Consider the following 21,504-nt stretch of genomic DNA (forward strand, 5'->3'; position numbering starts at 1 on the left):
ACAGATAATATAAAAAATATGCATAACAGATTAATTGTCAGCTTAATGGCGCTGAAGCTCATTGACCCAAATGGATGCCACCATACGGCTTTAACGGAGAAAAAATGGATCCAGCCAAAAGAATTTTTCGTTATCGGCATCTGGCCGAACAGATAGAGCAAAAAATATTAAGCGGGACCTATCAACCCGGGGAGCGGCTTCCCTCGATCCGCAAACTACACAAGCAATCCAATTTGAGTATTTCCACGATCTATCATGCCTACCTGGAACTGGAATCCATGGGGCTGGTTGAAGCCCGGCCCAAATCCGGCTATTTCGTCAATCCCGTCGCCCTGCAATACATAAAGATTCCGCGATTTAAGAAAGAGTCTTATCCGCCGAAAAAAGTCAGATTGTCATCCATGATTAATTCGGTCATATCGGCCATCAGCAACCCTTATCTTTTGCCGCTGGGCTCTACGGTCGTGGATGCGAAGCTGATGCCCTTTAAGCACTTTTCCAGAATTTTAAAAAATCTTTCCCATGCCGAATTAACATCCATGATTTCATATTCTCCATCGGAGGGGTATGCTGAGCTGCGCCGGCAGATTGCTTTGCGAACCGTGGGCGTTTTGGAAGGGATTGCGCCGGAAGATATTCTTATCACCAACGGTTGCATGGAAGCGGTGGCTTTGTCCATGCTGGCCATTGCACAGCCGGGGGATACCATCGCGGTTGAAACCCCGACCAATTTTGGTTTTCTACAATTGCTGCAGGAGCTGGGACTCATGGTGATGGAGGTGCCGGCTGATCCCAGATTTGGTGTCGATTTAGACGAACTGGAAAAAATCTTTCGCCGCAACACCATCAAGGCTTGCCTTCTGATACCGAATTTTCATAATCCGCTGGGAGCGCTGATGCCTCACGATCATAAGGTCAGACTGATACAATTAATCAATCAATATGACATTACGGTGATCGAGGATGACATCAGCTCCGAATTGCATTTTGGAGATAAACGGCCGATGCCGTTAAAATCATATGATACGTATGACCGGGTGATCACATGTTCATCTTTTTCAAAGACACTGGCACCGGGCTTGCGGATTGGCTGGGCCATTCCGGGCAAGCGATATATGGAAAAGGTTCAGAATTTAAAGGCGGCCACAACGGTTTCAACGTCGACTTTGGATCAATACCTGATATCGCAATACCTGGCCGAAGGCGCTTTTGAGCGTCACAGCCGGCGGTTGAGGCACATGCTGAAAAAACAGGTCGTTAGAACTGCTGTTGCCATCCAAAAATATTTTCCAGCTGAAACCCGTCTGGCCATACCCGAAGGGGGAACCCTGCTGTGGGTCGAGCTTCCTTCGCAGGTTGACGGCTTGCACGTTTACCGCTTGGCCCTGGAGAACCATATTGCCATCATTCCCGGCGGGGTTTGCTCAAACTCAATGCGGTTTAAGAATTTTATCCAGATAAGCTGCGGATCACCGATTACAGAAGACATGGAAAAGGGAATTATGCGATTGGGTCAGATCGTCAAAGATTTGTGTCGCCGGTGACAACTTGTATTTTAGGCATAATCAGCGTTTGCTGCTTTAGCGATGACGTCATTGAATATCATCTACAGTGTAGGTGCCCCATTGCCCGATTTTGACAATGCCGTCTTCTTCCAGGCCCTCTTGAATCGATTGAAATACGGCATCAACCGCTTTAGCAGCCGTCTTTTTGGGAAGATCGCCCAGCTTTTCGGCCACTCGTTTGACCAATTCAGTTTTATTCATCTGCACCTCTTTGTGTTGAAGTAAAATTGGCGCCAAAACCGCCTATCATGGTTGAGGGCACGGCGCAAATCGATTCAAAAGTGGAGCGTACACGGCAGTACGGGAGCATTTTGAATCGATTTGTAACACAGCCATCGGCCATTAGAGGCGGTTTTGGCGTCAATTTTATTTCCAGCCAATGACCTGGTATCCTTTATCCCTCAAACACTGCTCAACAAAGCGACGCTCGATATTATCCGGATCGCCTGATTTCCAGACACCTGTCATCAGCCCCCCGGCACCGCCCCCGGCAGCGCCGGCAGCCGCGCCGCGGCCTGGCCGGCCGGTTACCGCTCCAACGGCACCGCCGACGACTGCGCCGGTAGTAGCGCCCTTGGCCGTTGAGACCGCCATATTTTTGCCGGCATCGGTTTCATGGCCATGATCGGCTGCCAGCTGAATGCAGGCATCAATATCGGCCATCGCCACATTGGCACCCGCTGTCTGGTAGGTGAGGTTGGGGTAAAGAACCGGTCGTTTTTTGGCGCAAGCGCCCACCAGCAGAGAAATTGCTAACAGGCAAAAACAAATTGTCAGAAATTTTTTCATTATCGCAAAAACTTTCATCAATGCATGTTCATCATACCAAACAAAGATGGGCAGCGATAGATTAATTCGTCTAAACAACAAAATGGTATACGACCGAGTCAATAGACGTATGGACGCGATCCTTTTGTCTACAGGGACACTTAATTTAATCCCGGGGTTTCAGGAATTCAACCCGGATTCCGCATTTTCATCTGAATCGGTCCCGGCTTCGGCGCCATTGGGTTTACTTGCGGATTTGTTGTCGCTGGTCGGGGTGTCAAATATACCGTAAACCGGATCGGATTTGGCCCCGTGGCGGAATCGGTCTTGAATGAAGTATAGCAAATAGGCGATCAGGATTCCGAGAAAAATGAAAAAAGCAACAATTAAAAGGGATTCGATCAGGGTCGCCATGGCGGTGCTGACACTATCACTTTTTACCATGCGATAAATAACCGTAAAAATAAACAGGAGCATGGCCGCAAAAAACAAGATCGCTCGCAAGGGGATCACCACATGCCCCTGGTGGTTGCAAACCTGTCGCATCATTGTATTTCCCCGTTGGCCTTAAGATTATTAATGTCATACCGGCTGTCCAAAGCCCGTATGATGCTTGTGTAGGGTTAATGTTATTCGGCTTTTAATCGACCAAATGATGTTCAGGCGGGATTTGGTCGATTGTCCGCTATTGAAATGACAGCGTATTGACAATGTTTTCCAACTGGCCAAGACCGGAATCATCCTGATACGTCAGCGCCATCAACAATGCATATCCTTTTATAATGGTGGCATACTGCCGTTGGCGGATGACGACACCCGGCCCCATGTTGATTACCGTCTCCATAATATCAAACGAAATCCCGTCAATGGTCTTTTCGTAGATCTCTTTTGGATAGGAGACCTTCATACGGCTAAACTTCATTATTTTTTTCGCATGGTAGTGGTAATCACTGCCTCGTTTAATACCCGGGGCATGCGTTACTTTTTCGGCAATCAACATTATTCCCGGGTTGGTGGTCACCGCCGCCCCGGGAGGGTGCTCATAGGCGGTTAACAAATTGATGCTTTTCAAATCCGCAGCATCAATCGCCGCCTTTAATTTTTTATTGTCTCCGGCGACAATTTCGCCGCCGCGTTTCATTATTTCCAGGCGGGATTCCAGATCCATTACATGCCAGGAATCCGGGATGCTGAGCATCAAATTAAAAAATGTATTGGAATAGGTGCCGGCTTCAAATGTTCCAAAATCAATAGCATTTTTATCACTGCAACTGCTTAGTAATATGCTTGTAACCAACCCGGCGAGCATCATCAAATTTCGCGCAATTTTCATTCGACAGCTACCCTTACAAATATTTATCCTTTTGCTATTGAAAATGAACAAAAAGCATGCGAACCACAATATATAGTATATCGGAAATCGCTCCATGTCGCAATTTTTTCTGCTCACAGGTTGCATTTAAGCACAACGCTCCGATTGCTGGTTCATCCACCAATGCTTAATTTCTGGTATTTGGAAGCAAATGCTAAGCGCTTATTAGCGGACTCAACTGGTGAACCGGCAAAACCGGCCCACTGAAACTGGAGGTCACAATGGAAGTTTTACACTGGAAAGAGAGCGAAGATGTTCAGATCAAAAAATTCCCCTATCGGGGTCAGCAGCTCGATGTCAAAGGCATCAGCATCCGCTGGTTGTCAAAGCACGGAGATGACGGCAGCGGTTATCCTGAATACGGTTTGCGGTTTTTTACTGCCCAACCCGGCGGTGAGATTCCCATCCATAATCATTTTTATCATCAAACCATGTACATCCTCAGCGGGCAGTTTGAATGCTATCAGTATGATCCCCAAAACGATGATGTTGTAAAAACAAAGGTTTGCGGTGCCGGTGATGTGATTTATGTTCCCAGCCTCGAACCCCACGGTATGAAAAACATCAGCGACACCGAGACGGCCACTTTTCTTTGCTGTATTTGCAATGTTTATGAGAATGAGGAAGGCTAGGTGTCAGATGCCATTGCGGTGCCGGTATGGGTCGACAGGTGTTCAGATCATAGCAAAACGATGGTATCGACTTGATCACTTGCTCCAGTCATACTTGCTCTGCTGGTAACAACCCGAAATGATTTATTTTATTAATCAGCAACTGGGATTCAAGTGGTTTAACCAGAAAATCATCACAACCGTTTCTCAGACAGGCCATCACCATTTCCTTTTCCAGCACACCGCTGATCATAATGATTTTGGCCCGGAGCTTGTCGGGAATGTGTTTTTCTCTTTCAAGCTCCCGGATTTTGCTTAATACCTGGCTTCCATGCATTTCGGGCATCAGGATATCCAGGAAAATTAGGTCGAAAGGGCGCCAATCTTCCCATGCTTTGGTGAATGCGGAGATGGCTTTCTGACCGCTTTCAGCCGTCTCGCATTCCCCCAGTTTTGCGACCATGGCCTTTAACAAATTGCGAATGGCAGCGTCGTCATCTATGATTAAAATTCTCATGGGATCCCCCAACATGTCATTAGAGCTCTGATATAAGTAAAGTATCGGTTATTTATAGAAAAACTTAAGAAAAAGATGTCATCATTTTACCTATCCCAAATTCACCCTAAGGGTGAAGTTAATGGGGCGAAACGTGTACTACACCAGGGTTTAGGTCAGGTGAGAAAATGAAAGCGGCCAAGCTGCGGATCAGCGGGAATGCTGTAAAACCATTCCGGTTCGGCTGGGCAAATAAAGCCTTAAAAATTGGGATTTACCGGGAGCGTCCGTTGTCGGCAGGGTTGAATGCTCCTGGTCGATTTGTACACGACCGTGACCGCCGTAGCGGGGGTCATCGCTGCACAGCAGCATGCGATAGCGGCCCGGCGGGGTATTAAAGCGATAGTCGGGAAAGGATTGCTGGGGATGAAAGTTGAAAGCAAACAAGAGCTGGGCTCGTTTAAATACGATAATCTTGTGATCGGTGTATTCGTACAGCAAACGCAAATCATTGCTGTCTAACAGGTGGTGGGAATTGGCCATCTCGATCATATCGCGGTCAAAGTGGGCCAAAAATTGGTATTTTAAATTTGGATCATCGACCAGGTGCCATTGCCGGCGAGCATAATGATAAGACCAGTCGTTACCCTCCCGCGGAAAATCGATCCATTCCGGATGCCCGAATTCATTGCCCATAAAATTTAAATAACCGCTGCCGGCTGTGCTCAGCGTAATCAACCGAATCATTTTCTGCAGGGCCAGGCCGCGATCCACTTTCAGATTCTCAGCATCCAAATGCATATGGTCATACATGTCGGCGCCGATCAAACGAAAGATGATGGATTGATCCCCCACCATCGCTTGGTCGTGGGATTCAGCATAGCTGATGGTTTTTTCATCGCGGCGCCGATTGGTGAGCTCGTGCCACAGGTGCCCAACCGGCCACTGTTCATCAGACACTTCTTTGATCAATTTGATCCACAGATCCGGCACCCCCATCGCGAAGCGAAAATCAAATCCGAAGCCGCCATGTTCTGTTGCGGTTGCCAGACCCGGCATTCCGCTGACATCTTCGGCTATCGAGATGGCATCCGGGCGGACCGCATGGATGACTTCGTTGGCCAGCGCCAGATAAACCAGCGCATCTTCATCTACCTGATCATTGAAATAATCCGCATATGAGGTAAAGGCCTTACTCAGTCCGTGGTGCAGATAGAGCATGCTGGTGATGCCGTCGAAGCGAAAGCCATCCAGTTGATATTCATCCAGCCAGAAGCGACAGTTGGACAGCAGAAAATGCAATACTTGATATTTGCCGTAATCAAAGCAGCGGGAGTCCCACAGCTCGTGGCGCCCACGGGGGCCTTCATGAAAATATTGGTACAGGGTGCCGTCAAAGCGACTGAGCCCTTCAACTTCATTTGAGACGGCATGGGAATGAATCAGATCAATAATGACGGCCAATCCTGACCTGTGGGCCGCGTCAATGAGGGCCTTGAAATCTTCAGGGGAACCGAATCGCGAAGATGCCGCGAAGAAACTCGAAACCTGATAGCCGAACGATCCATAATAAGGGTGCTCCGGTATGGCCATGATCTGAAGCGTGTTGTATCCGGAGTCGGCCACCCGGGGTAAGATATGTTCGGTAAATTCCGCATATGATCCGATTTTGCCCTCTTCCTGGGCCATACCGATGTGAACTTCATAAATTAAGGGGGCCGAAGGGTCACGCCCGAAGTCCTGACATTGCCATTGATAAGGAGAGGCCGGTCGCCACACCTGGGCGTTAAAGATGAGCGATTGGGGGTCCTGGACCACACGCCGGGTATATGCGGGAATACGATCTCCCTGACCGCCGGGCCAGTGAACACGCAGGCGGTACAAGTCAGCGTGCTGAAACGACTCGGCAGGCAGGGAAATTTCCCAGACGCCTTCGTCGCAGGGCTTGAGGGCAAATTCTTTTTTTTCCTGCCAGCCGGACAGATTTCCGATTAAATAAATGGCAGTGGCATTGGGGGCCCACTCGCGAAACACCCATTGATCATCTTTAAAATGCAATCCAAAGTATTCGTGCCCGGAAGCAAAATCTGCTAGTGATGCATGCCCTCGGATCAGTTGCTGTCGGGTTTTCGCAATTTTTTTCAGGCGCCGGCGTATGATGTCTTGATATGGCTCTAAATACGGATCGTTTTCCAACAGACGCTCAAGCGCCGCATTGATCTGATCTGGCTGTACATCATCTGTTTTTTGTGGGGCCATGTTGTCAACCGGACGGACAGTTTTTTCCGCCTTGGCTTTGGTTTGTGCTGTTGTTAACAGTTGATTGAGGCAGGCATCCGATGTTAATGCTTTGCGGTCATTTGAACCGCGCTAGTTGAACACCTTCGCTAATTTCTCACCACGAAGATCACGAAAGCGGGACAGAAAAAATATAATTTCTCTCTTCGTTTTCTTTGTGCACGTCGTGGTATAAAAGCGTCAGTTGGGTTATGTGCATATCCGATTAAGATTTTTACGTTTCCGGTTTGATAACGGGTTCGCAGGCATCCGTTGCAGGCACATTTTCGAGTATCAACGGGCGTTCGAGCATGCGTTCATATAGCGCAATGTATTGGCGCGCGGTATTGGCGTGGGTGAAGGTATGGGCGCTTTCTTTCATAATTCGTCTGATTTGTTGATTTTTGATGGTCTTCGGCAGGTTATAAAAATTCATCGCCTGCTCAATGGCCCAAAAAAGACCGTTGGGGTCAAAGGTTTTAAACAGGAAGCCGTTTCCCTGATCCCCGATGGTGTCCAGATCCCCGATGGTATCGTGGATCCCCCCGGTGTCGTGGGCAACCGGCAGGGTGCCATAAATGGGGGCGATCATCTGGGGCAATCCGCAGGGCTCAAAACTAGAGGGCATCAATATGAAATCGGCTGCGCCGTATGCCAAATGCTCCAATCGGAAATCAAAATCGCAAATCGCTACCCGCTTTTGCAATCCGTGAAAATTGACGATGTCTCGAAAGACGCTCTGATAATCGCCGTTGGCAACAAAGATAATTTGTAAATTTTGTTTCCAATAGGTTGAAAGGACCCGATACAAAATGTCTGCCAGCAAGTGGCAGCCTTTTTGGACCGGATCCAGGCGCGAGGGCCAAAAGAAAATCGGGGCGGCGTCATCCAGAATGAGGCCTAGTTTATTTTGCAAAAACACCTTATTGGCCTTTTTACCGGATACAAAATTCTTAGGGCCATAATTTTGGGCCAGTTCTTTGTCGGTCTCAGGGTCAAAGGCGGGATCGGGTGCATTCAGTATACCGGCAGCACAATCGGCTTTTACTTTATTGGCCAGTTCCTGTTTCAGCGGAGGGTAGACAAAATCATGCCGGCCATTGATGACTTCCGCTAAAAAATTAGGGCTGACCACATTGACAAAGTGGGCTGCAAAAACACCGCTGGTCAGAAGATCCACCGGAATGGCTTCGCGGGCCTCTTCATATTGATAGGCCATGTTTTCAAAATATAAATTCTGCCAGAAATAGGCGGCATCGATTCCGCGGTCTTCGATATATGCCAGGGTGGTTTTGACCGTATGCACATTGTGAATGGTGAAAAGGCAAGGGATGCCCATCTGTCGGGCCATGGCCGGAATCAGGCCAGTCATCCAGTCGTTGCAGTGGATCAGATCTGGCTGTACCCGCGGAACGATGTTGTTGATAACCTCCCGCTGAAATGCCAGCGCCAGTTTGATATTTTCCTCGCCATAGTCAGAATAAACGCGGTTTACATAGTAAAAAGCGCGATCTTCGGCCAGGTGGATGCGGTCATCGGGCATTTTTCTGCTAATTGTACGGAATTCTTTTTTCAGAACCGGTGCCAGGCCGTCGCTGAAAATGGACCGATAGTCTGGAATGGCCACGTGTACATCAGCGCCCTGCTCAAATAAAGCGGTTACCAGTGCCGCCGACACGTCGGCCAGTCCCCCGGCCTTGGCGGTAAAAAAAGAGGCCAGGCCGCCCATGCGATGCGGCAGATAAGTTACCTCGGGAGTCACCAGCAGCACCCGCGGGTTGCATGTTATGTCATCCATACACGTCGTGCTTTCTTTAAGCGCTTATGAAAATTTACTTCCGGCTTTTATAAACAGGTAAGTTATTGGTTATCTGTTATTGGTTATTTGTTGATTGAAAAGCCGCTACTGAAATTTTTTTACCAATAACAAATATCTATTAACGAATAACCATATTAGGCCCATGTTAAAAGACCGGGCGTTGATTTTACGCGACTATCACCCCGGGGGGTAATACGAACCGTAAATCCAAATCGACCTGAGCTTTGACAATTTAACGCGCAGCCATACAGATAGTGTCCGTTGCCGTTGTCTTCCAGGACGCTCATTTTTTCTGATTTACTGGCGCCCAGATCCTCCAGGGATTTCATTTGGCCGTAATACAGTTCGACATCGACCTCATCGGGTGTCAGTTCTGCCAAATTGACTTCGGACGTAATTTCAAATTTTTCTCCGACGCGACAGGGCCCGTGGGCGTGCCTGACCGGCGGCTGGATCTTAATTTTTTTCCATAGCGAACGCAGCCTGCTGACCTGATTGTTGAGCATCTTTGCTTCTTCAGCCTGATTGGCAAGCAAGGCCTCATAGCGATTGGCAGCCGGAATATAAAAACGGTTTTCATAATCGGCCACCATACGAAGACTGCAAAACATCTCCATCGCCATTTCCATCGATGCTTTCATCATTTTTAACCATTTGACCGGGATGTCACCGTTTTTTCGATCGTAGAAGCGGGGAATCACCTCATTTTCAAGTACATTATAAAGCGCTTGGCTTTCAACAGCGTCCTGGTAGTCGCGATCCTCGTATTCCTCGCCGTTTCCGATGCGCCAGCCCCTTTCCTCGTCATAGCCTTCGCACCACCATCCGTCGAGGATACTGACATTTAAGACCCCATTGATGGCAGCTTTCATACCGGATGTGCCGCAGGCCTCAAGGGGCCGCCTGGGTGTATTCAGCCATACATCGGCACCCTGCAGCAGATGTCGGGCCAGATGCATATCGTAATCTTCCAGAAAAACAATTCGATCACGAAGTTCCGGCTTGCTGGCAAAATGGAAGAGTTGTTTGATCAGATCCTTGCCTTCGCCGTCTTTGGGGTGGGCCTTGCCGGCAAAAATAAACTGAACCGGATATTTTTCCGAGTTGACAATCGCTTCCAGACGTTGGGGATCCTGAAAGAGCAAAAAGGCGCGCTTGTAGGTTGCAAACCGCCGGGCAAAAGCGACGGTGAGCACATTGGGATCCAAAACGGATTCAAGCGCCTCGATCACAGTTCGCGGTGCGTTGCGGCGGGCATATTGTTTTACCAGCTGTTCCCGGCAGGTGCGCACCAGACGCGAGCGATTCATCTCATGGCTGCGCCACAGCTCCTCGTCAAAAATATCATCAATGTGTTTGATATTTTCCGGTTTGCGCGAGCTCATGTACCAATCCGGCCCGAGATAGCGCCCAAAAAGATTGGCAAATTCCTGGGAAATGAATGAGGATATGTGGATACCGTTGGTGATATGGGATATGGGCACTTCTTCAACCGGACGTTGCGGCCAGACATGGGACCACATACGCCGGGCTACCGAACCGTGCAGGCGGCTGACGCCATTGCAATGGGATGCCAGATGCAACGCTAAGATAAACATCGATAAAGGCGCGTCGGGCGGCGAACCATCGGTTTGTCCCCATGATAAAATTTCAGTTGCCGCTATGCCTAATTTTTCCTCCAGCGGTTCCAGATACGGCAGGACATCTTCGGCTGGAAATTCATCATGTCCGGCGGCCACCGGTGTGTGGGTGGTAAAGACGGTTGTGCGCGGTATGATCTCGAGGGCGGTCTTTAGGTCAACATCGTGGCTGGCCATTATTTGCGCCACTCGTTCCACGCTGGCAAAGGCCGAATGCCCCTCATTCATATGCAGAACCTTCACCTGCACGTTCATCTTTTCCAGCGCCCGCATTCCACCGATACCCAACAGCACCTCCTGGGCCAGACGCGTTTTCTGATCACCGGCGTACAGCCTTGATGTCATGTCGCGATACGGCAGCGGGTTTTCAAGAATATTGGTGTCCAGCAAATAAAGAGGGATTCGCCCGATCATCATTTTCCAGACAACCGCCTGGATGGGGCCGTCTGGTCCCATAACCGAGATCCGCAATTCGTTATTCTCAGCATCCCGCACCCGGTCAACCGGAAGGTCGTAAATGTCGGTTTCCGGATAAGCTTCCTGCTGCCATCCGTCAGGATTGAGATACTGGCGAAAATAACCGCGGCGATACATGAGCCCTATGCCGATCAGCGGCAGATTCAAATTTGATGCCGATTTCAAATGATCACCGGCCAGAATTCCGAGACCTCCGGCAAACAAGGGCAGGCTCTCATGAATACCAAACTCCATTGAGAAATATGCAATCGTCTCCCCGGGCTCGAAGGCCGTTTTGGTACGTTCGGCCGAATCCAGAACCCGGCTTTGAAATTGTTCCTGGACACCTTTTAGGTGCGCCAGAAAACCTTTATCTTTTGCTAGTTTTTCAAAGCGACTCTGTGAAATTTTCGATAAGAAAAAAATAGGGTTCCGGCCGGTTTGTCCCCAAAGCGGTGGATCTATGCGCCGGAAAAGCTCGATCGCATCTTTGTTCCAGCACCACCACATGTTGCGAGAGAGGGTTTCGAGAAATAGAAGGGGCTTGGGTATACTTGGAACAACCTGAAATGTCTGAAAATTTTTCATATAATTTATATCCTTGCATATGAATGCAAACGGCATTGCCGTTTTGATTTTCTTCTGGTTAAGATCGTTGCAGCTGAATTAAAGAAGAATAAAGCCTAACGTCTGAAAAATCAATATGCGCGCTAAATTTAGAAATTAATTGCCAGTTCATTTGCGATTCTCAATTCCTCATTTGAAACGCTCACTTTAGAAACCTGAGTTGAGCGCTTGTCGAGGTCGAAGATCCGCCTCTGGCGGATTGCCGCCCTGTTGGGGCGCCTTTTGACACCGTAGATGCGGTGAGATCGGCAAGCCCCCTGGGGTTTCAAATTCAAAATACTAAAAATGATAGAAGTCCTTAATCTTGGTTGGTGTTATTCACATTTTTAATTTGAAACGCTCACTCAGGTTAGTTTTAGCCAGACCCTAAGCAACTCACTGGCCCCCCAGGCCTGGGCATCACATCCGCGCGCTGTATGCGGATAATCGCCGTCTAAAATTTCGGGTATATGACCCAGACAGCCATGCTCGAGCAAATGTGCCCCACTGGCAAGCCATGCCAGTGCGGTAGGCTTGCTTTCGGGTCCGTAGGTCATCTCCCAAGCTTCACAATAAGAAGGAAACATCCAGGTCCAGGCCGTGCCGTTATGATAGGCCGGTTTGCGCCGGGTGTCTTCATCGCCTTCATATTTTCCCCAGTACGGATGGTCGGGATCGTTTAGCAATGCTCCCCGGTGGACAATTTTAATCTCGTGTCGAACCGTTCGGTCTGCCAGGCTGCGGATAGCCCCCGGGACCAGGAGGGTTTCACAGGCCGCCAGAATGCTGCGGCACTTGACGGCATCTTTGATGGCGCCCAGTGTGATGGCCAACAGTTGATTGGGGCGCAGGGCATCATCGGCAACAGCAGCCGATGCCGGTTGTCCGGGGGTGGCGTGCAGACAATCCGACAAAAAGGCCAGTTCCGGTTGCCAGAAATATTGCAGAATCGATTGTTGAACCTGTTTGGCCAGCTGCCGCCAATGCCGGCCGGATTCCGCCGGATCTATTTGGGCCAGAAAACGAAGGGCCGCAAACCACAGGGCCTGAATTTCAATTGGATAGCCTTGACGGGGGCTGCCGGCTGGATGGTTGGTATCCATCCAGCTGAAATGGGTTGGACTGAAAATCAACCCCGATTCCGGGTCCATGTACACACCGTTGGGCGCGCCGTTTTTCAAGGACTGGCCGATGGACAGCAGAATTTGTCCCAGCGAGCGCCCGCCGCAATCTGTGGCCAGCAAGGTGTCTTTATCTTGTGCTTGGACCCAGTCGGCACAGGCCGTCAGCAGCCATAGGGGTGCATCGGATGTATTGCGGTTGGCGTCATTTTCTGCCTGAATCATGTTCGGCAGGGTGCCGTTTTTCTCAAAACGGGCAAATTGGACGAGTATATCGCGGGCCTCAGCGGTTTTACCGGCAGCCACCAATCCGCGCACAAAAATTAAGGCATCCCGCCCCCAATCCAGAAACCATGGATAACCGGCGATGACCGATTTTAAATCACCGCGTTTGACAACATAATGCGCCAAGGCGGTTTGCAACATCTTGCTGACCGATGTTTGCGCTTCGCTTTCCGCCAAGACCGCCTCGGCCATCGAATCGGTAGCGGATGACGGTGCCTCTGATATCTCACTGGCTGATCCGGCCGTGGCATGCAGCGATACGGTCTGATTGCCTTTGACATATACGGACAGATATCCGGGGCTGAATAGATCTGAATCCGGATCATGACCCCGCCGGGCATCCTGCGGCCGATGGATCATGTAAAGCCATTCGGGTTCCGGCACAAAGGCGGCCTTAGCCATCTGGATTCTGAGCTGATGGTCAGCATCCGGTCCAAAATCAAAACCATTGTCAAAGGCGCTCACCGCTTTTGGCCATCGATTTTCAGGCCCCTGATAAGCCTTGGTAGCGGCATGAAAACTACGGTTTTCAATGTCGGGTCGCAAAATAATTTCCACCGACTCTGAATCGGTCAGTCTTTGAGGCAGACCTTTGGCCGGATGTCGGAAAAATTGCAGTGCTATCGAATTTTGGCCCGCTGCCATGGTCATCCGAACTGTCAGCAAAACATTTTGGCCCTGACCGGTAGGAACGTGATATTGCCACCATCCGCTGCCGTCTGCCGATGTCCGAAACATTTCCAGACAATCCCGATTGAGGGCCTGTGAGTACCCCTGAAAAACGATCCAGGCCCGGCAGCGGCTGAACATTATCCAGCGATCGGCAGGATATTGTGGATTGAAATTGGCGGCCAGTAGCCCGTCATAGCGGCTGGCCAGCCTGTTCCAGGCCACTGGGCTGCGCATCATGGCACCGCGACCGTTGGTTGCCAAAAAGGTTAAATCTTCAGCGATAAGCTCAGAATGGTTAAACCGTTGTTTGATGCGCAACTCCTTGGCGCTCGGCAACAACAGCACATGGGCCTCTTCATGCCGACAACCGTGAGGGTCTGTCTGATCGTAGACCGACAATGACAAAGTACAGGGTGTAAAGGTTTGCGGTACTTTAAGCGGTCTCAACAAAACAAAATGGTGACCATCCGCCGTCGGCAGGCTGGCTTCTGCTGCCAAGGTTTGGTCCCCAGCGGCCATTCGGACTCCGAAGGCGCAATCAGAGCGGATAAGCAAAAAATGATCGGGCGGGAGCATGACTTCCCGCTGCAGATCCTGCGGCCATTGCCAGATGATCACCCCGGGTGGCCGATCGGCGGAAACCTGCTGTTTGCAAAACGTCAGCGGATCTTCTTTTAGCTGCTGTACCGCCTGGCGCCGATCAAAACCATCGAAATGGCCGATACCCCCGTAAAATGACACCACCTCCAACGCTTTGGCTGACAAACGCTGCTGTTCTATTTTTGCGGGTATCGTGAAGGGTTGTTTGGGATACCGCTGGGCTTGCGTTAGATCATCCGCCTGGGTTGACAGACACAACACCTGGCCGGGTGCCAACAGCAGGCTGTGCATGTTATCGATTGTCTCTGGTTCAAGCGACGCACCGCTGAGCAGATCATAAAATAAAGGGGCTGGCAAACCTGTTGTGTTTGCGTCCCAGAAAACTCTGGTTTGCTTGTCCGGCTCCAAGTTGACAATGATCAATAATTTTTTTCCAGAGGCGCGATGGTGCCGCAGCAGGACAATCGCATTTCCGTCCTTTTGCTGGTGCATGTTTAGGGCAACCTCTTGGTGAAACGCCGGATGGATCTTCAGCAGATGATTCAAGCGTCGAATTTCAGCGACCTGGTTTGGGGTCGCACCCCAGTTCAACGACGGGGCATCATGAACGTTTATTTTTTCGGTGGCCAGCCATTCCACACCATTGGCAAAGCCGAATGCGCCGTTATGGGAGCTCAAAGCACACAGAGCGGTTCGCATGCGCGCATACGATTCAGATTGCTGCGCCAACCTGAGGTTATCATGGGTTTCAGCAAAATGTACTGTTAAACCGTCAGTGTTGGCAATATCGATGGCTTCCGGCAGGTAATGCTCAATTTGTTTGCGGTCGTAATTTTGAAACAGTTCTGAATAGGCCCAGTTTAAGTTGGCGCGGTTCAAAAGATCGCGGGTCACCGAAATTTTCCCGCCTAGACCCTCAAGCAAAAAGATCACATCTGGAAATTGAGACCGCACTTTGGCGACGATGTAGCGCCAGGCGGCCAATGGTATCATATATCCTGCATCGCAACGGAAGCCGTCCACTCCCCGGCGACACCACTTGAGGAAAACATCCGCCATATACTGCCACAACTCCGGCTGAGAATAGTCCAATTTCGTCAGGTCTTCCCAGGCAACCCCCCAGGCGCCGGGCACTTCGATACGGCCTTCGGGACTTCTGACCAGCCATTGCGGATGGGCTTCATGCAGCCGCGCAGCCCAGCCGGTGTGATTGATGGCAATATCGATCAGGATTTTGGCGTTGCGGCGGTGAACCGCGTCCACCAACTCGATGAATTGCTCCAGGGGTGTGGCATGGGGATCAAATTCTGCCAGGGCAGGATCAACTTCGGTAAAGCTCAAGGCAGCGTAAGGGCTGCCGAATCTTCCCATGCGGGCATAGGTTGTTGGCGTCGGATGGATGGGCAGCAGCATCAGCAAGCGGCACCCCAGCTCACCGATGATAAAATCCAGTTCTCCAATCAGGTCACGAAATTTTCCCGATGGCGGGATAACTGTATAACCGCTGCTATCCAACTTTTGAACACACTGTTCATCGGATGGTTCAAGCCTGCGGCGACCGGTTTTATTGGGTCCAAATTGCCGCACAAAAGCGTTGTAAATGATGTTGGCGCAACAGGCATCAGCCGCCTCTACGTTAATGGCCGTGTTGGGTCCCGGCGGCCATGTCGGCTGAACCTCGCCTTCTTTTAAAAAATAGCATTTGGCTTCAAAATGGCCGGCCTCGCACAGGGGCAGGGTGACTGTAAAACGCCGTTCATCCAAACGCTTCATGGGAAGATCAAACCAGGCTTTACCAAGTGGTGGTTTTTTTTCTTCGACCTCCCGGATAATTTCCTCTCTGATGATGCTGGCATAACCGATATTGGTGCGCACCCATGCCGTACCGGAATGGGTATCGGGCAATTGAAGGGTTAGCCTCAGGGTATCACCACAGAAGCTCACCAGCCGCGTTCCCGGAGCTGGATTTTGCACGATATGAATGTCATAGGTCATTTTTCAGGCACCTTGGATGCTTCTTTAGGATTTTGGCTATCGAGGTCAACCTTCTCACACAGTCAATCGTCATCTTTATGGAAGTTTTTGTAAGGCGTATTCCAATGCCCGGTTTAATGTTTAATTTGATGTGATGTTCATATTCACATCATTTGCTGATATATATATAACACCGAAATTCTCCTTGAAAAATCAAAAATATAAGTATAAGAAATTTTTAGGGATTTATCAGGCTACGGTTCTATTGTAAACAAGAAGTTGATATGCCAATCCCATAAAAAAACAAAAAAGGCTTTATATGAGACTAAAACAAACCACGGGGCGCAGTGTTTGCGTCCCTCTCTGGATGGTGCTGATGGGTGCACTCGGATTTTGGCTGCTGCCATTCCAGACAACGACATCTGTCTTTGGTGCCGAATCATCACAGCTGCAGTTGTTTCAGGCATTAATGGCTGAGGACATTTTTTCTAACGCCCCCCGCAACCCGACGACGGTTTTTTCCGTCGAGCAAAAGAAAGCCGTTTGCTATACATCGTTCAATCAGGTACCGCAAAAACTAATTATTTATCATAACTGGTATCACCGCGATGTGCCCAGCGCCAAAATTCGGTTAACGCTTAGGCCACCCCGCTGGTCAACTTACAGCAGCATCGAACTAAACCAATCCGATGTCGGTCCCTGGCGGGTTGAAATCACCGATGAATCCGGCAAAATTATAGAAGCATTAAGATTCAGTGTGACGGAATAATCGTAATGGAAAATATTCTGCTATTTTTATCCACCATTCGCTGGCAGGACGTTGTTGATATTTGTGTCAACAGTTACATTCTTTTCCGTTTTTATGTTCTCTTTAGAGGAACAAATGTTTTTCAGGTTCTTGTCGGAATGACCGTTTTGTGGTTTCTGCAGCGCATTGCGGTTTCCCTCGGATTGATTGTTACCAGCTGGGTTGTCCAGGGCATTGTGGCAGTGGGTGCGATCATTATCATCGTTGTATTTCGCAATGAAATTCGGCGGGTGCTCCAGGCCAAAAATTTAAAATCGATTCTCTGGGGGTTGTCCTATAAAACGGCGACGACGCCCACCGAAATAATCACCGAGACCGTCTATCAAATGGCGGCCCGCAAGTGCGGCGCTTTGATTGTTTTTCCGGGCAAAGAGGATCTAAGCGGCTTGGTGCAGGGCGGTACGCCCTGGAAAGGCTTGATCACCAAAGAAATGATTGCCAGTATCTTCTGGCCTGACAATCCGGTGCACGATGGTGCCGCCATTGTTCAGGGAGATCAAATAACCCTTGTAGGCGCCATTCTGCCGCTATCGGATCGTCAGGATTTGCCTTCACACTATGGTACCCGGCACCGTGCGGCCTTAGGCCTGGCTGAAGCGTCCGATGCACTGGTTATTGTGGTATCAGAAGAAAGAGGCGATGTGCTGGTGGCCAAGGGTAACCGCTTGCGCGAAATCAAGCAAAAACGGACACTGGAGAACAACCTGCAAGAGCATTTGGGTACGGCCGCCGTTGACAAAGGAGCCGCTCGTAAAGAAGGCCTGGAAATAGCGTCAGCCGCGATGCTGTCCATCTTGTTTATTACCGGCATCTGGTTCAGTGTTTCCCGGGGACAGGACACACTGGTTTCTTTAGACATTCCTATCGATTACACCAATCGAAAAGCCGGAACTGAAATTGTCGATACGTCGGTTAAATCGGTTAGTCTGGTGTTAAGCGGTTCAGGTGCCTTGGTCAAAGCCATCACACCGAACCAGGTCAACGTTCGCCTGGATTTAAGCAATGCCGTTATCGGTTCCAACTCTTTTTTCCTCACATCAGAGAACATATCGTTGCCACCCGGTATTGTGCTGCGTGAAGTGACGCCTTCAGAGGTCGATGTTTTAATTGACGAAACCATCAAAAAGAAATTGCCGGTCCAGATTGATTGGGCTGGCAAACTGTCCGGGAATCTCATTTTGGTGGATTCCGTAACCGAACCGGCCAAAGTGGAAGTCACCGGCAGCAAGCGCATTCTTGAAGAAATCGGGACGATTTATACCGAAAAAGTGCAGCTCGATCAGCTAAGCGGCACAGGCGAAATTACAGCCAACCTGGTGCTGAGTCCGGCATCTTTAAAAATGGCGCCCGGATCCAAGGAAAAGGTTACTATCCAATATTTTATTCGGGAAAGAGAGTGATTTGAATGCGGAATGCGGAATTTTGATTCTAGAAAAGGAGGTCCTGATTGATGAGGGTTCCTTTTTTGACGGTGGCGTTAGTGTTTTGCGTGTTTTTGATTGACACCCGGCCCTGAATGACCACATCGCTCTCAAAAGCGACATCGCCTACAATTTCAAGTGATTCACAATCCACCAACGAGGGCAATCCCTGCCCGATACGTTGCTCCAATAGATCTATTTTTCCATAGAACCGTGGGTCCAATTTGATTTTGACCGTTTCCGGTTTGCCGGCTGCCGTGCGTTTTGGATTGATGCTCAGTTGGTATTTATCCTCGAGAATATAACAATCCGAGCGCAGCGCCAAAAGGTCATTGCAGGACTTGACCGGAAAAAATCGGGAACGGGGCACCCGCACAGCGGTGGCACCGTCGAACAGAGAAATTGCAGCGCCCATGGCGGTCTCAACCTGGAAAACCACCGGGCTGCTTTCATTTCTAGGATCTGCTGTTTTCGGATTGAGGATCATGGGAAGATGCAACGTGTGTTCTTTGTCGAACAGCGTTTTTAAAGCGTCTAAATTGATCCAGATGTTATTGGTGTTGAAAAAGCGATAGCGGGTAATATCCTGAAAGGCCTTAATTTCATCCTGGGGGCATTGAGCAGCCTCACGCAAAATCATGCGCCCGTTGCGATGCCGGGCCAGATGCCCGCCTTTGATATCCGCCGGGGTTTTTTCTGCCACCTCCATCATAAACGGAAAGCCTTCTTCTGCAAAATAACCCAGCAGCCCCATTTCCATTTGGGCACCGAGATTATCCAGGTTATGAATAAAGGCAAATCGGATTCCGTTTTTCTGAAGCCGATCCAGCATTCCGGACGTATGCAGGGCGGTAAACACATCACCGTGTCCCGGTGGGTTCCATTCCAATTCCGGATTCGGCGGCCATGTGGCCGGTTGTAGATCTTTTTGTTGAATTTTTGGAAACTTGTGCTGAATAAACTGAAACGGTTTGCGTGCAGGATTAATTTTGGATAAGGCTGTTTGGGTTGCCGCATGGGTATTAAAGCTGTTCATGAGCGCCAGCTGGACGCCATCGTGATCAGCTTGTTTTAAAATAATTTCAAGAAAATTCTTTCCGTCTTTGGCTTCGATCAGTGACTTGGGCCCAGTCAAACCCATGGTTGTTCCCAATCCGCCGTTTAAAACGATTCGAACACTATGCTGCAGAGCACGCTGACCGGCATCGGCATATTTTTTTAAACGGTTGAAGTCCTGGATATCCTGGTGCTCAACCGGCTGAATCTCGCGATCATACACCAGACCTGTTTCTCCGCTTAGCACCTGATGGTAGTAATAGGCAAAGGTATCAATCACCAGAGGCTGCAGACCTTCGTCTTGCATCTTGGCAACAAATGCAGGCAGATGGCCTTTAGCCGGTGTTTTGGACATTTAGTTCTCCATGTCAAAGGGTTCTGTGTTTCGCGTTGCGGGTATCAGGCTCTAAAGTTCCGCCGTTGGCGGTTCAGGTTTCAGGTTTCGGGTGTCAGAAAAAAGAGGCCATGCAGAATCTGATGATTTCCATCAGATTGGTAATCCTGACACCTGACACCTTTTTTAGGTGACTTGAACAATCCACCCCAACGGGTCTTCGGCTTTGCCATACTGGATGTCGGTGATGGCCTTGTAGTATTTCTGGGCCACCGGGCCAACCTTGCCGTCGGCAATTGTAAAGACCTGGTCCCCGTATTTGATCTCGCCAACCGGTGAGATCACGGCTGCGGTCCCGGAGCCGAAAACTTCCGTCAGTTTTCCCGAAGCATTGGCCTCCACTAAATCATCGATACTGATTTTTCTCTCTGACACTTTATCTTTCCAGTGTTTGGCCAGCCGGATCACCGAATCCCGGGTGATGCCCGGCAGGATGCTGCCGTTTAATTCCGGTGTGACGATCTCACCGTCAATCACGAAAAAGATGTTCATGGAGCCGACTTCTTCAAGATATTTTTGCTCGACGCCATCCAGCCAAAGCACCTGCGCATAGCCTTCTTTGTGGGCTTCTTCACCGGCCAGGATGCTGGCAGCATAGTTGCCGGGTGTTTTGGCTTCACCCACACCGCCGCGCACGGCCCGGACATATTTATGGGTGACCAGAATTTTAACCGGGTTAAATCCCTCGGGGTAATAGGCGCCCACCGGTGAAAGAATAATAAAATAGCGATAGTTGAATGAAGCCCGCACACCGATATAGGGGTCCGTGGCAATAAGCGTGGGCCGGATGTAAAGAGAGGTTTCGGGGGCTCCCGGCACCCAATTTTTTTCCATTGTCAGCAGCTGCTTGAGTGCATCAAGGGCAAAGCCCTCGTCGAGTTCAGGCATGCACAGTCGCCGACAGGAGCGATTCAAACGTTTAAAATTTTCCTGGGGCCTGAACAGCTGAATGTTGCCGGATTCTGTTCGGTAAGCTTTAAGCCCCTCAAACGCGCCCTGAGCATAATGCAGAAACATGGTGGACGGATCCAAAGCCATGGGACCGTAAGGCTCGATGCGCGCTGAATGCCACCCCTTATCCGGCTCGTAATCCATGATAAACATGTAATCGGTGAACAGGGTCCCAAAACCCAAGTTGGCTTCATCCGGTTTTTCTTTTAGCTGTGCAGATTCTGTCACGATCACTTCCATGGAATCCTCCTCGGTGATTCTAATATTGATGGATATATCCAGAGCTTTATCTTCCTAATTTAATGGATATAGTATATTCAAGTGATAAATCAAGAAATATGTTCTTATCATCACAGAAGAGGTTCAAAGGTTCAGCGTTCAAAGGTTCTGGGTTTCTGGCTTCTGATTCTTATACCTAGTCAATTCGTTAACTGGTTAAATGGTCAAATAGATTAAAATAGATTCAATCCCTGACTATTAAACCAATCAACTAATTAACCTCTGAACCCCGAACCCTGAACCTTTGAACCTGGTGATTGACATCCGGCGCCAGCTTGGATATAAGCGGCCATTTGAAGTTTTAAGTCACAACTTTGCGCAATGGCGGCAAGG

General features: G+C 49.5%; 15 protein-coding genes. 4 read left to right on the plus strand and 11 right to left on the minus strand.

The window, feature by feature from the left end:
• Positions 1 to 104 precede the first annotated feature (104 nt).
• Complete coding sequence (locus QNJ26_01950) at positions 105 to 1,544, plus strand: PLP-dependent aminotransferase family protein (GenBank protein ID MDJ0984278.1); 1,440 nt, start codon at positions 105 to 107, stop codon at positions 1,542 to 1,544.
• A 48-nt stretch (positions 1,545 to 1,592) separates the two neighbouring features.
• On the opposite strand, the gene QNJ26_01955 is transcribed toward QNJ26_01950, so the two are convergent.
• The 4 genes from QNJ26_01955 to QNJ26_01970 all read right to left on the minus strand — a co-directional run bounded on the left by QNJ26_01955 (position 1,593) and on the right by QNJ26_01970 (position 3,666).
• The gene (locus QNJ26_01955; GenBank protein MDJ0984279.1) at positions 1,593 to 1,766 is read right to left on the minus strand and encodes an HU family DNA-binding protein; all 174 of its coding nucleotides are present in this window, start codon (positions 1,764 to 1,766) and stop codon (positions 1,593 to 1,595) included.
• A 165-nt stretch (positions 1,767 to 1,931) separates the two neighbouring features.
• Complete coding sequence (locus tag QNJ26_01960; GenBank protein MDJ0984280.1) at positions 1,932 to 2,372, minus strand: cell envelope biogenesis protein OmpA; 441 nt, start codon at positions 2,370 to 2,372, stop codon at positions 1,932 to 1,934.
• Between the two features lie 141 nt (positions 2,373 to 2,513).
• Entirely contained in the window at positions 2,514 to 2,882 is a 369-nt protein-coding gene (locus tag QNJ26_01965) for a hypothetical protein (protein MDJ0984281.1), read from the minus strand.
• A 136-nt stretch (positions 2,883 to 3,018) separates the two neighbouring features.
• Positions 3,019 to 3,666 carry a hypothetical protein gene (locus QNJ26_01970; GenBank protein ID MDJ0984282.1) on the minus strand — a complete coding sequence of 216 codons (648 nt, stop codon included), beginning with the start codon at positions 3,664 to 3,666 and terminating at the stop codon, positions 3,019 to 3,021.
• Between the two features lie 260 nt (positions 3,667 to 3,926).
• Here QNJ26_01970 and QNJ26_01975 point away from each other — a divergent pair, with 260 nt between their 5' ends.
• Entirely contained in the window at positions 3,927 to 4,337 is a 411-nt protein-coding gene (locus QNJ26_01975; GenBank protein MDJ0984283.1) for a cupin domain-containing protein, read from the plus strand.
• A gap of 88 nt (positions 4,338 to 4,425) precedes the next feature.
• Here the strand turns inward: QNJ26_01975 and QNJ26_01980 are convergent, their stop codons facing one another.
• The 5 genes from QNJ26_01980 to QNJ26_02000 all read right to left on the minus strand — a co-directional run bounded on the left by QNJ26_01980 (position 4,426) and on the right by QNJ26_02000 (position 16,283).
• Entirely contained in the window at positions 4,426 to 4,833 is a 408-nt protein-coding gene (locus QNJ26_01980; protein MDJ0984284.1) for a response regulator, read from the minus strand.
• Positions 4,834 to 5,022: 189 nt separating this feature from the next.
• Complete coding sequence (locus QNJ26_01985) at positions 5,023 to 7,071, minus strand: alpha amylase C-terminal domain-containing protein (protein ID MDJ0984285.1); 2,049 nt, start codon at positions 7,069 to 7,071, stop codon at positions 5,023 to 5,025.
• A gap of 253 nt (positions 7,072 to 7,324) precedes the next feature.
• Positions 7,325 to 8,887, minus strand: a complete 1,563-nt coding sequence (locus QNJ26_01990; protein ID MDJ0984286.1) for a glycogen/starch synthase — start codon at positions 8,885 to 8,887, stop codon at positions 7,325 to 7,327.
• A 155-nt stretch (positions 8,888 to 9,042) separates the two neighbouring features.
• On the minus strand, positions 9,043 to 11,592 hold the full coding sequence (gene glgP / locus QNJ26_01995; GenBank protein ID MDJ0984287.1) for an alpha-glucan family phosphorylase: 2,550 nt from the start codon (positions 11,590 to 11,592) through the stop codon (positions 9,043 to 9,045).
• A gap of 383 nt (positions 11,593 to 11,975) precedes the next feature.
• Positions 11,976 to 16,283 (minus strand): amylo-alpha-1,6-glucosidase, encoded by a 4,308-nt coding sequence (locus QNJ26_02000; GenBank protein MDJ0984288.1) that lies wholly within the window; start codon positions 16,281 to 16,283, stop codon positions 11,976 to 11,978.
• Between the two features lie 298 nt (positions 16,284 to 16,581).
• On the opposite strand from QNJ26_02000, the gene QNJ26_02005 reads away from it, so the two are divergent.
• On the plus strand, positions 16,582 to 17,031 hold the full coding sequence (locus tag QNJ26_02005; GenBank protein MDJ0984289.1) for a DUF2914 domain-containing protein: 450 nt from the start codon (positions 16,582 to 16,584) through the stop codon (positions 17,029 to 17,031).
• Positions 17,032 to 17,036: 5 nt separating this feature from the next.
• Positions 17,037 to 18,470, plus strand: a complete 1,434-nt coding sequence (locus tag QNJ26_02010) for a diadenylate cyclase (GenBank protein MDJ0984290.1) — start codon at positions 17,037 to 17,039, stop codon at positions 18,468 to 18,470.
• A 28-nt stretch (positions 18,471 to 18,498) separates the two neighbouring features.
• Here the strand turns inward: QNJ26_02010 and QNJ26_02015 are convergent, their stop codons facing one another.
• Positions 18,499 to 19,902, minus strand: a complete 1,404-nt coding sequence (locus QNJ26_02015; GenBank protein ID MDJ0984291.1) for a UTP--glucose-1-phosphate uridylyltransferase — start codon at positions 19,900 to 19,902, stop codon at positions 18,499 to 18,501.
• A 165-nt stretch (positions 19,903 to 20,067) separates the two neighbouring features.
• On the minus strand, positions 20,068 to 21,132 hold the full coding sequence (locus tag QNJ26_02020; protein MDJ0984292.1) for a branched-chain amino acid aminotransferase: 1,065 nt from the start codon (positions 21,130 to 21,132) through the stop codon (positions 20,068 to 20,070).
• Positions 21,133 to 21,504: the final 372 nt, after the last annotated feature.

It is taken from the genome of Desulfobacterales bacterium, from assembly GCA_030066985.1.
In the GTDB taxonomy this organism is placed as follows: domain Bacteria; phylum Desulfobacterota; class Desulfobacteria; order Desulfobacterales; family JAHEIW01; genus JAHEIW01.